General features: G+C 72.0%; 8 protein-coding genes. 6 read left to right on the plus strand and 2 right to left on the minus strand.

Annotated features, from left to right (window positions below):
• Positions 1-50 precede the first annotated feature (50 nt).
• From ACH4PY_RS08985 to ACH4PY_RS09005, 5 genes are all read left to right on the plus strand, one after another.
• Complete coding sequence (locus ACH4PY_RS08985) at positions 51-785, plus strand: NUDIX domain-containing protein (RefSeq protein ID WP_398177801.1); 735 nt, start codon at positions 51-53, stop codon at positions 783-785.
• A 64-nt stretch (positions 786-849) separates the two neighbouring features.
• Positions 850-2634 (plus strand): ATP-binding cassette domain-containing protein, encoded by a 1785-nt coding sequence (locus ACH4PY_RS08990; protein WP_398177804.1) that lies wholly within the window; start codon positions 850-852, stop codon positions 2632-2634.
• 105 nt (positions 2635-2739) lie between these two features.
• The gene (locus ACH4PY_RS08995) at positions 2740-3648 is read left to right on the plus strand and encodes a FadR/GntR family transcriptional regulator (RefSeq protein ID WP_398177807.1); all 909 of its coding nucleotides are present in this window, start codon (positions 2740-2742) and stop codon (positions 3646-3648) included.
• A 253-nt stretch (positions 3649-3901) separates the two neighbouring features.
• The gene (locus ACH4PY_RS09000) at positions 3902-5473 is read left to right on the plus strand and encodes an RNA polymerase sigma factor (RefSeq protein WP_398177809.1); all 1572 of its coding nucleotides are present in this window, start codon (positions 3902-3904) and stop codon (positions 5471-5473) included.
• 135 nt (positions 5474-5608) lie between these two features.
• A complete protein-coding gene (locus ACH4PY_RS09005) occupies positions 5609-6481 on the plus strand; it encodes a S1 family serine peptidase (RefSeq protein WP_398177812.1) in 873 nt (290 codons plus the stop codon).
• A gap of 94 nt (positions 6482-6575) precedes the next feature.
• On the opposite strand, the gene ACH4PY_RS09010 is transcribed toward ACH4PY_RS09005, so the two are convergent.
• Positions 6576-6806 carry a hypothetical protein gene (locus ACH4PY_RS09010; protein WP_398177814.1) on the minus strand — a complete coding sequence of 77 codons (231 nt, stop codon included), beginning with the start codon at positions 6804-6806 and terminating at the stop codon, positions 6576-6578.
• 427 nt (positions 6807-7233) lie between these two features.
• Between ACH4PY_RS09010 and ACH4PY_RS09015 the strand changes: the two genes are divergently transcribed.
• Positions 7234-9354 (plus strand): type IIA DNA topoisomerase subunit B, encoded by a 2121-nt coding sequence (locus ACH4PY_RS09015; protein ID WP_398177817.1) that lies wholly within the window; start codon positions 7234-7236, stop codon positions 9352-9354.
• Between the two features lie 106 nt (positions 9355-9460).
• Here ACH4PY_RS09015 and ACH4PY_RS09020 read toward each other — a convergent pair whose 3' ends face one another.
• Positions 9461-12796 carry a right-handed parallel beta-helix repeat-containing protein gene (locus tag ACH4PY_RS09020; protein ID WP_398177820.1) on the minus strand — a complete coding sequence of 1112 codons (3336 nt, stop codon included), beginning with the start codon at positions 12794-12796 and terminating at the stop codon, positions 9461-9463.
• Between the last annotated feature and the right edge of the window lie 2 nt (positions 12797-12798).

Here is a 12798-nt window from a genome sequence, read left to right on the forward strand (position 1 = left end):
AGGTGTCGATCCGGCTGATTATCGTCAGGCAGACGACTAAGATCACCACCATGTCGCCCTACGACCCGTCGGCCTTCCCGCCCTTCGCCGTGACCGTCGATCTGGTCGTGCTCACGGTGCGGCACCATGCCCTGTGCGCGCTGTCGGTGCGCCGCGGCGAGCCTCCCTTCCAGGGGAGGTGGGCGCTGCCCGGCGGCTTCGTCCGGCAGGACGAGGACCTGTCCCAGGCCGCGGCCAGGGAACTGGCCGAGGAGACGGGCCTTCGGGCACAGAGCGGCGCTCACCTGGAGCAGCTCGCCACCTACGGCGATCCGCAGCGCGACCCGCGGATGCGGGTGGTCAGCGTCGCCCATCTGGTGCTCGCGCCCGACCTGCCCGCGCCGCGGGCGGGCGGTGACGCGCGCAGTGCCCGCTGGGCGCCGGTCGGCACGCTGCTCGGCGAGGACGGCCAGGAGCACGCCGCCGAAGCGCCGCCGCTGGCCTTCGACCATGCGCGGATCCTGGCCGACGGGGTGGAGCGGGCGAGGTCGAAGATCGAGTACTCCTCGCTGGCCACGGCTTTCTGCCCGGCGGAGTTCACGGTCGGAGAGCTGCGCCGGGTGTACGAGGCGGTGTGGGGGGTGGCGCTCGACCCGCGCAACTTCCACCGCAAGGTGACCGGGACGGTGGGCTTTCTGGTGCCGACGGGCGGGACGACGACGCGTCAGGGCGGCCGCCCCGCGCAGCTGTTCCGGGCGGGCGGGGCCACCCTGCTCAACCCGCCGATGCTCCGGCCCGAGGTGTAATTCCCCCGCGGACGTCGGTCACATATCGGGCATATTGCACCAATTCTGGCGTTATGGTGCTGGGGTGATCCAGGCCATCGGACTGACCAGCACGCCAAGGCGCAACACCCCGCCCGCCGTCGCCGACCTCACCTTCGACATCCGGCCCGGCGAGGTCACCGGCCTGCTCGGCCCGGCCCGGTCCGGGAAGACCACCGCCGTCCGCCTGCTGCTCGGTGTGCAGTCCGGCAAGGGCGCCACGCTCGTCGACGGCTGCCCGCTGCGCGACCTGGTCCGTCCCGAACGGGCCGTGGGCGCCGTCCTCGGAGACGTGCCCGGACACCCCCGCCGCACCGCCCGCGGACACCTGCGGATGCTCTGCGCCGCCCACGGCCTGCCCGTCTCCCGCGCCGACGACCTGCTGGAAACCGTCGGACTCGGCGCCATGGCGGACCGGAAGCTCGGCACGTACTCGCTCGGCATGGACCGCCGCCTCGCCTTCGCCGTCGCGCTGCTGCCCGACCCGCACGCCCTCGTCGTCGACGACCCGGCGCGAGACCTGCCGCCGCGCGAGGCCGCCTGGGTGCACGCACTCGTGCGCCGCCACGCCGCCGCGGGCGGGGCGGTGCTGCTCACCGGCCGCGACCCCGGCGCGCTCGCCAGGACGGCGGACCGGATCGTCGTGCTGGACGGCGGCCGGATCACCGCCGACGAGCCGGCGGACAGTTTCGCCGGCACCCGGCTGCGCCCGCACGTCGCCGTGCGCTCGCCCTACGCCCAGCGGCTGGCGGGCCTGCTCGCCGAGGACGGCGCCGAGGTGGTCGCCGCGGGCGGCAGCCGTATCGCCGTCTACGGCGCGACGTCCGCCGCCGTCGGCGAGACCGCCCACCGGCACGGCATCCTGCTGCACCAGCTCGCCGACCGCCCGGCCGGCGGCGAGACGGACGGCCGGGAACCGCTCCCGGACCCGGCCGCCGGGGAACGCCCCGTGCGCCGCAGGTCCGTTCCCCGGTCGCGCCCCGCGCCCCTGCGCACGCCGCACGGTCCGCTGCAGCCGCTGCGGTACGAGCTGCGCCGGTGCTTCGGGCTGCGCACCTCCTGGCCGGTGGCGGCGGTCGCGGTCGCCGGATCCGTGCTCGGGGCGCTGGTCGTCGCGCGCGGGGGAGCGGCGCACACCCCGGCGCTGCGGCTGCTGTCGGGCTGGCCCGCAGATCTGCCGTTGCCCGCCGCGGCGCTGGGCGCGGCGGTGCTGGGGGCGTTGTCGTACGGGCAGGAGTTCGCCTTCCCGGCGCTGACGCCCGGCTTCGGCCCGGAGCCCCGCGCGCCCCGGCTGCTCGCCGCCAAACTCGCGGTCAGCGGGACCCTGGCGCTGCTGCTCGCCCTGCTGGCGGCGCTCGCGGACACCGCCGTGCTGCGCCTTGCCCTCGGGCCCGCCGCGGCGCCCGATCCGCTGGCGCTGTCGGCCACCACGGCGGGCTGGGCCGCGCTGTGCACGGCCTGCGCGTGGACGGGGGTGCTGGCGGCGTGCGCGTTCCGCACCACGGCGCTCGGGCTCTCCGCGGTGCTCTCCGTACCGCTGCTGGTGGCGCCCGGACTCCGGTACGTACTCGGCGGGCGGACGGGAGCGCAGTTCCGTGACGCGGCCGCTGCGCTGTGGTCGGTGGCCACGGGGGCGCCGCGTACCGACGACCGGGCGGCACTCGCGGCGTTGCGCTCGGCGGCCCAACCGCTCGCCGTGGCCCTGGTGTTGTCACTGTCGTGCCTGGTCATCGCCTATCTGGCAGGGGCGTTGCGGGTGCGCCGGCGCGGGCGCGGGTCAACTCCCGTGCGCTCCACCGCGGCTGTGCGCGTCGACCGCGAAGAGGCCTGATTCGTCCCGATAAAGCGTCAATTATCAGGTGATGAGCGCTCACCCTTTCGTGTGCTTTTCAGCAAAGCCCTCAAGGCCTGCTGCGGCATCGCCGACAAAGGATGCGTGAGTACCCTTGCGCACACCATGATGACCGCGGCTCGTTCCGCTGACTCCGGCATCGCCGGCTCGGGCGAGCTGGACCGCTACTCGTATGCCGATTCTCCCGCCGGCGACCGCCCAGGAGGCGGGATCACATCCTGGGAGGGCATGGATCCGGACGTGGGCCGGGTGGGCCGCCGCACCGGCGGCAGCCGCGGCCGCGGGCTGCACGGCCAACTCGTCCAGCAGCTCGGACAGATGATCGTGTCCGGCGACCTCGGTGCCGACCGCCCGCTGGTGCCCGAGGAGATCGGCCAGCGCTTCGAGGTCTCCCGCACCGTGGTCCGTGAATCGCTGCGGGTGCTGGAGGCCAAGGGCCTGGTCAGCGCCCGGCCGAACGTCGGCACCCGGGTCCGCCCCGTCAGCGACTGGAATCTGCTCGACCCCGACATCATCGAATGGCGCGCCTTCGGCCCGCACCGTGAGGAGCAGCGCCGCGAGCTGCTCGACCTGCGCTCGACGATCGAACCGCTCGCCGCCCGGCTCGCCGCCGGCCACGGGCGCGAGGACGTCCAGCAGCGGCTCGCCGACATGGCCGAGATCATGGCCCACGCGGCGGCCCAGGGAGACGCGCTCACCTTCACGCGCGCGGACGTGGAGTTCCACGGACTGCTGCTGACCGTCGCCGGCAACCGCATGCTGGAGCACCTGTCCGGGATCGTCCTGGCGGCCCTCCAGGTCTCCGGCGGCCCGGTCACCGGCTGTGAGCGTCCGGGCGACGCCTCGGTGGGGCTGCACCACCGGATCGTCGAGGCGCTCGCAGAGGGCGACGGCGGTACTGCCGAGGCGGCGATGCGCCAGCTGCTCTCCGGTTCCACGGAGCAGTCCTCGGCCGCCGCCGACCACGTCGTCCCGGCCCCCCGAGAGCACTGACCGCCCGGCCGGCCGCCGCGGGCCCCGCGTGACCGGGGCCTGCGGCGGTTCGTGCGCGTCACATGTCCGACTTTGCCGCTGATCTGCACAATTTGGGGTGTGACTCGGGCCACGTAAGCTGGGCGTAACGCCAGGCGAGGCAGTGCGATGACTTAAGAGGTGGCGGCCGTACGAGGAATATTCGGCATCGAATCCGACGCTGAGTCGCCGTACGGTTCCACCGAGTCGTTCCCATCGTTCCGAGAGGTTGTTCGTGTCGGCCAGCACATCCCGTACGCTCCCGTCCGAGATCGCCGAGTCCGAGTCTCTGATGGCGCTCATCGAGCAGGGTAAGGCCCAGGGGCAGATCGCAGGCGACGACGTGCGTCGGGCGTTCGAAGCGGACCAGATTCCGGCAACCCAGTGGAAGAACGTTCTGCGCAGCCTCAACCAGGTCCTCGACGAGGAGGGTGTGACGCTGATGGTGAGTGCCGCCGAGGCGCCCAAGCGCACCCGCAAGAGCGTCGCAGCCAAGAGCCCGGCGAAACGTACTGCCACCAAGACGGTCGCCGCCAAGGCGGCCCCTGCCAAGAAGACCGTAGCGCCCAAGGCGCCGGCTCCCGAGCCGGTCGCCGAGGCCGAGACCACGGTGGAGCCATCGGTGGAGGCGGAGAACTCAGCAGCCAGGAAGGCGCCGGCGAAGAAGGCCGCCGTGAAGAAGACGGCAGCCAAGAAGGCGCCCGCGAAGAAGACGGCGGCAGCCAAGAAGTCCGCCGCCGGTCCGGGCGAGGACGACGTCGTCGAGGTGGACGAGCCGCTGGAGGACGTCGCGCCCGGCAAGGGCGACGAGGAGGCGGAGAAGACGGAGTCCGAGAGCTTCGTGCTCTCCGACGACGACGAGGACGACGCGCCCGCGCAGCAGGTCGCGGTGGCCGGCGCCACCGCCGACCCGGTCAAGGACTACCTCAAGCAGATCGGCAAGGTCCCGCTGCTCAACGCCGAGCAGGAGGTGGAGCTGGCCAAGCGCATCGAGGCGGGTCTGTTCGCCGAGGACAAGCTGGCGGCGGCCGACAAGCTCGCCCCCAAGCTCAAGCGCGAGCTGGAGATCATCGCCGAGGACGGGCGCTGGGCCAAGAACCACCTGCTGGAGGCCAACCTCCGGCTCGTCGTCTCGCTGGCCAAGCGCTACACCGGCCGCGGCATGCTCTTCCTGGACCTGATCCAGGAGGGCAACCTGGGCCTGATCCGTGCGGTCGAGAAGTTCGACTACACCAAGGGCTTCAAGTTCTCCACGTACGCCACCTGGTGGATCCGCCAGGCGATCACCCGCGCGATGGCCGACCAGGCCCGCACCATCCGTATCCCGGTGCACATGGTCGAGGTCATCAACAAGCTCGCCCGGGTGCAGCGCCAGATGCTCCAGGACCTGGGCCGCGAGCCCACCCCGGAGGAGCTGGCCAAGGAACTCGACATGACCCCCGAGAAGGTCATCGAGGTCCAGAAGTACGGCCGCGAGCCCATCTCGCTGCACACCCCGCTCGGCGAGGACGGCGACAGCGAGTTCGGTGACCTCATCGAGGACTCCGAGGCGGTCGTGCCCGCCGACGCGGTCAGCTTCACGCTTCTGCAGGAGCAGCTGCACTCGGTCCTCGACACGCTGTCCGAGCGGGAGGCGGGCGTGGTCTCCATGCGCTTCGGCCTGACCGACGGCCAGCCGAAGACGCTGGACGAGATCGGCAAGGTCTACGGCGTCACGCGCGAGCGGATCCGGCAGATCGAGTCGAAGACGATGTCCAAGCTGCGCCACCCGTCGCGCTCCCAGGTGCTGCGGGACTACCTCGACTGATCCTCCCGCGGCCGTCCTCCCGGACGGCCCGGCCGGGGCGCGCGGCACTGCGCGCGTCGCCGGTCTGCGGATGCGGCCTCCGGCCCTATCGATGACTCTGGGTGCTCAGAGTGGTTCATAGGGTCAGGAGGCCGTATGCATCTCCCCGTTCCCACCTGCCTGCGTCACCGCGGCCGCCGTGGCCGCCGCCGTACGGCCATAGCCGCGGCGGCCCTGCTGCCGGCGTTCGCCCTTCCCCTGGCGGTGCCGACGGCTCCGGCCGCCGCCAACGGAGTAGTGGTCGGCGGTGTGCCGACATCGACCGACGACGAGCCGTGGGTGGTGGCGCTCGCCAGCCGGGAGCGTTTCGGCTCCGCCAGATCGGGGCAGTTCTGCGGCGGCGTGGCGGTGGGGCCGCACACGGTCGTCACCGCGGCTCACTGCTTCGGGCAGGAGGCGCTCGGCGTCACGGACTGGCGCAAGCTGCCGGACCTTCGGGTCATCGCCGGGCGGACGGATCTGAGCGGGTCGGACGGGCAGGAGATGTCGCTGGCCGACGTGTGGGTCAATCCCGATTTCGACGCCTCCACCAATGCCGGGGACGTCGCGGTGATCACGCTCTCCCAGGCCCTGCCGGGTGGCGCCGTGATCCCGATGGCCCAACCGTCGGACACCGCGCCGTACGCGCCGGGCACGCAGGCCGAGGTCTACGGGTGGGGTGACACCACGGGGCAGGGAACGTACCCGCAGGCGCTACGGACGGCCACGGTGGACGTGCTGGCCGATTCGGTGTGCGAGAAGGCCTACCCCGGTGACGACGACGGCACGTACCTGCGCGACTCCATGGTGTGCGCGGGGATGTCAGGTGGGGGCAAGGACGCGTGCCAGGGCGACAGCGGCGGGCCGCTCGTGGCGGCGGGCCGGCTGATCGGGCTCGTGTCGTGGGGGACGGGCTGCGCGGAGGCCGACTACCCGGGTGTCTACACCCGTGTCTCGGCGGTGTCCGGGCTGGTGGCCCAGCACATGTGAGGTCGGCCCGTCGGCGGGGGAAAGCCCGCGGGCGGACACCCCCTGAAGGGGTCCGTCCGCCCGCGGGGCCGAGCTCGTCGCGTGGTGCGATGTGTCAGCGCTCGTCATCTCCCGCCGAGGCCGGGGTGTCGGTGAGCCGCCCCGTCTCGTCCTGTATTTCCGCAGCGATCTTCTTGAGTTCCGGCTCGAACTTGCGTCCGTGGTGTGCGCAGAAGAGCAGCTCTCCGCCGCTGGTGAGAATGACACGCAGGTAGGCCTGAGCGCCGCAACGGTCGCAGCGGTCTGCCGCAGTCAGCGGACTCGCGGGGGTCAGAACAGTAGTCACGTCGCCTCTTCTCTAGCTCGACGAGCTGTCGTACCAGGGTCAACATCCAACCAGCCCGAAAACGTTCCCGCTGACGGCTTTTCCTCGAAAACGGGCCTCGGAGTGACTGGGTGTTACCGATTGGCGGCGAATAGGAGTCAGTTGCGTCGGATGTCGCGTATGGGGCTTTTGTCGTACTGATCCACACTCGCCCCGACCGGCTTGCCGGGGTGTTGGTGAGGACGTGCCCGGAGCCTAAATGGTTCATGCCTCTTTGGGAACGTGACATGTGTATCACTCGTGCGGGTTATCGAACGCGTGAGCGAGCAGGGCTACGATGAAGGCCGGGATACCCGGGTCGCGGCGCAGTTGCCCTCCCCGACCTCGGTACCCTCTCACCGACACGGCCGAAGAGATTCAGGCCACACCTGATCGAGGAGTTGCCCGCGTGACCGCCGAAACATCCGTGCCGTCCACCGCGCTGCTGACGGGCGCAGATCGCGACGGCTCCAACTACACAGCGCGGCACCTGCTCGTTCTCGAAGGTCTCGAAGCGGTGCGCAAGCGTCCCGGCATGTACATCGGGTCCACCGACAGCCGCGGTCTGATGCACTGCGTCTGGGAGATCATCGACAACTCCGTCGACGAGGCCCTCGGCGGCCACTGCGACAGCATCGAGGTCGTCCTCGCGGCCGACGGCTCCATCGAGGTCCGCGACAACGGCCGCGGGATCCCCGTCGACGTCGAGCCCAAGACGGGCCTGTCGGGCGTCGAGGTCGTCATGACCAAGCTGCACGCCGGCGGAAAGTTCGGCGGCGGCTCCTACGCGGCCTCCGGCGGCCTGCACGGCGTCGGCGCCTCCGTCGTCAACGCGCTCTCGGCGCGGCTCGACGTCGAGGTCGACCGCAGCGGCAGCACCCACGCCATCAGCTTCCGGCGCGGCGTCCCCGGCTCCTTCGCCGGCGCCGGGCCGGACGCGAAGTTCGAGCCCGCGAGCGGCCTGGCGAAGACCAAGAAGATCCCGCGCACCCGGACCGGCACCCGCGTCCGCTACTGGCCGGACCGGCAGATCTTCCTCAAGGACGCCAAGCTGTCGCTGGAGACGCTGTACCAGCGCGCCCGGCAGACGGCCTTCCTGGTGCCCGGCCTGACGATCGTGGTCCGCGACGAACGCGGCATCGAGTCCGAGAAGCCGGTCGAGGAGATCTTCCACTTCGACGGCGGCATCAGCGAGTTCTGCGAGTTCCTGGCCCCCGACAAGCCCATCTGCGACGTCCTGCGGCTCACCGGCAGCGGCACGTTCAAGGAGACCGTCCCGGTCCTCGACGACCGCGGCCACATGACACCCACCGAGGTCACCCGGGAACTGGGCGTCGACATCGCGCTGCGCTGGGGCACCGGGTACGACACCACGCTCCGCTCCTTCGTCAACATCATCGCCACGCCCAAGGGCGGCACCCACGTCACCGGCTTCGAGCGCTCGGTGGCCAAGACGGTGAACGAAGTGCTGCGCGCCACCAAGCTGCTGCGCGTCGCCGAGGACGACATCGTCAAGGACGACGCCATGGAGGGCCTCACGGCGGTCGTCACCGTCCGGCTCGCCGAGCCGCAGTTCGAGGGCCAGACCAAGGAGGTGCTCGGCACCTCCGCCGCCAACCGGATCGTGGCCAACGTCGTGGCGAAGGAGCTGAAGGAGTTCCTGACCTCCACCAAGCGCGACGCCAAGGCCCAGGCCCGTGCCGTCCTGGAGAAGGCTGTGGCGGCCGCCAGGACGCGTATCGCGGCCCGCCAGCACAAGGAGGCCCAGCGCAGGAAGACGGCGCTGGAGACGTCCTCCCTGCCGGCCAAGCTCGCCGACTGCCGCAGCGACGACGTCGACCGCAGCGAACTGTTCATCGTCGAGGGCGACTCGGCCCTCGGCACGGCCAAGCTCGCGCGCAACTCCGAGTTCCAGGCGCTGCTGCCGATCCGCGGCAAGATCCTCAACACGCAGAAGTCGTCGGTCTCCGACATGCTCAAGAACGCCGAGTGCGGCGCGATCATCCAGGTCATAGGAGCCGGCTCCGGCCGCACCTTCGACATCGACCAGGCGCGCTACGGCAAGGTGATCTTCCTCGCCGACGCCGACGTCGACGGCGCCCACATCCGCTGCCTGCTGCTGACCCTCTTCCAGCGCTACATGCGCCCCATGGTCGAGGAGGGCCGCGTCTTCTCCGCCGTCCCGCCGCTGCACCGCATCGAGCTCGTCCAGCCCAAGAAGGGCCAGGACAAGTACCTCTACACCTACTCCGACAACGAACTCCGCCAGACCCTGCTCGACCTCCAGCGCCGCAACGTCCGCTACAAGGACAGCATCCAGCGCTACAAGGGCCTCGGCGAGATGGACGCCAACCAGCTGGCCGAAACCACGATGGACCCCCGCCACCGCACCCTGCGCCGCATCAACATCAGCGACATCGAGGCCGCCGAACGCGCCTTCGACCTCCTGATGGGCAACGAGGTCGCCCCGCGCAAGGAGTTCATCACCAACTCAGCCACGACGCTCGACCGCTCGAAGATCGACGTCTGACCGGCGGCCTCGGCGTCGAGCGGCTGCAGGGGGCCGGTCGGCGTCCGCGGCCGGACCGCGGGTGGGCTGATGCGGGGTGGCGCCCGTGCGGGGCGGTGGTGAGGGGTCAGTGGGCGGGCTCGTCGGCGTAGGGGAGGTCCTGGGGGAGCAGTAGGGTCAGTGCTTCCAGGTCGGGGGCGGTGACCGAGCCCAGGCGGCCGGCCTGGCGGGTCATCATCGCCTCCACCAGCTGGCGGGCAAGGCGGGCGTTGCCGAAGGAGCGCGTGCGCGGGACGGCGTCCAGGTGGGTGCGCAGGGCCTCCACCGTCTGCGGCGCGCACCGGTAGCCCGCGCCGGAGGCCATCTCCTGCACGATCTCCAGGAGCTCGGCCGTGGTGTAGTCCTCGAACCGCACCTGCCGGGAGAACCGGCTGGCCAGCCCGGGGTTGGAGGCCAGGAAGCGGGCCATCTCCTCGGTGTAGCCGGCCGCGATCACCACCACCTCGTCGCGGTGGTCCTCCATGAGCTTCAGCAGGGTGTCGACGGCCTCCCGGCCGAAGTCCTGCGGCGCGTTCTCCGGGGTGAGCGTGTAGGCCTCGTCGATGAACAGCACCCCGCCCAGGGCGCGTTCGAAGGCCTCCGTGGTGAGCTGTGCGGTGTGGCCGATGTAGCGGCCGACCAGGTCGGCGCGGGCCACCTCCACGAGCTGGCCGCGCGGCAGGACCCCGAAGGACCGCAGCAGGTCCGCGTACAGCCGGGCCACCGTCGTCTTGCCGGTGCCCGGCGGGCCGGAGAAGACCAGGTGGTGGCTGACCTTCGGGGTGGGCAGCCCCACGGCCTGCCGCTGCCGGGCCGTGCCGAGCAGGTCCAGGATGCCGCCGACCTCCCGCTTGACGGCCCCCAGGCCGATCATGCCGCGCAGCCGCGCCAGCACGTCGGAGTCGCCCGGCTCGCTCCGGCCGCCCGTCCGGACCTCGGCCGCCTCCTCCTCGCCGACGTCCTCCGGCAGGATCTCCAGCAGGTCGCTCTCCCCGGCCTCGGGCACCGACGCCAGCCGCAACGACTGCCGGTCCACCATCTCCTCGAACACCTGCCGCGCGGCGCGGCCGTTGCCGAAGGTCGCGTCCCGCTTCATCCGCGAGAAGCGCAGCCCCAGCGCCTTGAGCGCCAGCGGATCGAGCACGTAGCGGTGGGCCGCGCACATGCTCTCGACGATGGTGACCAGCTCCTCCACCGAGTAGTTGGCGAACTCGATGGTGCGGGTGAAGCGGGACGCCAGGCCCGGGTTGGCGGTCAGGAACGTGGTCATCTCCTTGGAGTAGCCCGCGACGATCACCACCACCTCGTCGCGGTGGTCCTCCATCAGCTTCACCAGGGTGTCGATCGCCTCCTGGCCGAAGTTCGCGCCCGAGCGCTTCCCGTCCGACAGCAGGGTGTACGCCTCGTCGATGAACAGCACTCCGCCCAGAGCCCGTTCGAAGGCCTCCGTGGTCTTGATCGCGGTGCCGCCGATGACCTGGGCGACCAGGTCCGAGCGGGACACCTCCGTGATGTGCCCCGAGGGCAGCAGGCCCAGCTCGGCCAGGATGCCGCCGTACAGCCGGGCCACCGTGGTCTTGCCCGTGCCGGGCGGGCCGGCGAAGACCAGGTGACGGCTCATCGGCGGCGCGGGTATCCCCAGTTGTGCGCGGCGCTGCGCCAGCCGGCCCAGGTTGACGAGGGTGTCCACCTGGTGCTTGACGCCCGCCAGGCCGATGAGGGCGTCCAGCTCCGCGAACGGCCCCGTCGGCGGCTGCGGTTCGGTGTCGGCGGCGGCCTGCTCCCCGCCGGCCGCCGGGCCGTCGTCCTCGGCGGCCGGCCGCGCGCCGGGCCAGGCGTCGGGGGCCCGGTTGCCGGTGCTGGTCAGCTCGGTGACCGACAGCCGCGGTCCGGGCCGGGCGGCCCGCAACCCGGCGCCCTTGCTGCTGCGGACCGTGCACGAGGTCACCGAGACCTGCTCGGTGCTGTCCACCCGGATGCCGTCGCCGCCGCTGTCCACCACCTCGCAGCCGCTCAGCGCGCTGCGCCCTCCCGCGGCGACCAGGACGCCGTGCGACGCCGCTCCGGTGCACCGCACCCGTACCAGGGAGATCTCCCCGCCGTCCTCCACGCTGACGCCGCAGCCGCCCGCCCCGGCCACCTCGCAGTCCCGCAGCGAGCCCAGGCCGCGCGCTCCCACCGACACCCCGGCCGAACCGGCGCCGCGCACCACCGTGTTGCCGATATGGGGGTTGCCGAGGCCCTCGATGCGCACGCCGTGGCCGCCCGCGTCCTCGACCAGGCACTCCTCCAGCCGGCCCCGGCCGTCCTCGGCGACCAGCACCCCCGGGCCCTTGGGCGCCACCACCCGGGCACGCCGCAGCAGCGGGTTCGCCCCGGACCTGATGGCGATCCCGACGCCGCCCGTGCCCTCGACGGTCAGCCGGTCGAACTCGGCCGCCGATTCCTCCGTCAGCAGCACTCCGATGCCCTCCGCGTCCGCGACCCTCGCGCCCGTGAGCACCGGGGCGCTGGACTCCGCGACGTGCACCGCCGGTCCCTGCGCCGCGGTGAACGAGCACGCGTCATAGGTACCGCGCGAGCGGCCCACCACTGCCAGCCCCGCGCCCCGGGTCCGCGCGGTGGCGCACCGCACCAGGTACGGGTCGCAGCCGCCGGCCACCACCACGCCGTGTCCGGAGGTGTCGCTGATCCGCACCTCCTCCAGCGTGGTGCGGGTCGACGTGGCCAGGTACGCGCCGACCGCCGCGGAGTGCACGGCGGTACGCGACACCGTCATAGTCGTCGCCCCCTCCAGCGCCAGCGCCGGCTTGTCGGTCGAGGAGATCTCGCAGTCCTCCATGGAACCGCGTGAACTTCCGTTGGCCAGCAGCCCGTTGCCGCGCGCGTCACGCACGGTGCAGCCGCGCACCGTGGCCCGGCCCTGCTCGCTGACCACGATCGCCGAGGTGCCCAGATGCTCCAGCACGCAGTCCTCGACGACGCTGCCCGTGGTGCCGGTCTCCACCACTCCGGCGCCGATCGGGTTGGTCACCCGGCAGCGGCGCATGGCCAGCGAGCCGGTGCCGCGGCTGAGCAGCGCCGTCCAGCCGGTGCCGGTGATCTCGCAGCCGTCGAGCGCGACCTGGCCGCGCGCCGCGTCCACCACCGGCAGGTCACCTTCGCCGCCGCGCAGCGTCAGGTCGGAGAGGAGCACCGCGTCCGCCGCCAGCGTGACCGCGGTGCCGTGCCCGGGCTCGATCCGCACGCTGCCGCGCGGCCCGTCGGCGACGATCGTCACGCGGGTGCGGACCGTCAGCGCCTCGGTGTAGACGCCCGGCCGGAGGCTGACCACGGCCCCCGAACGGGCGCGGGCGAGTGCGTCCCCGATCGTCCGGAACTCGCCTGAGCCGTCCTGGGCGACGGTCAGAATCTGGCGTGCCACGG

It is taken from the genome of Streptomyces sp. NPDC021224 (assembly GCF_044332905.1).
Lineage (GTDB): Bacteria > Actinomycetota > Actinomycetes > Streptomycetales > Streptomycetaceae > Actinacidiphila.

What these genes read in the sequence shown, in the direction of transcription:
- ACH4PY_RS08985 (WP_398177801.1), top strand. Translation starts at nt 51, where the DNA reads ATGTCGCCCTACGACCCGTCGGCCTTCCCGCCCTTCGCCGTGACCGTC.
- ACH4PY_RS09005 (WP_398177812.1), top strand. Translation starts at nt 5,609, where the DNA reads ATGCATCTCCCCGTTCCCACCTGCCTGCGTCACCGCGGCCGCCGTGGC.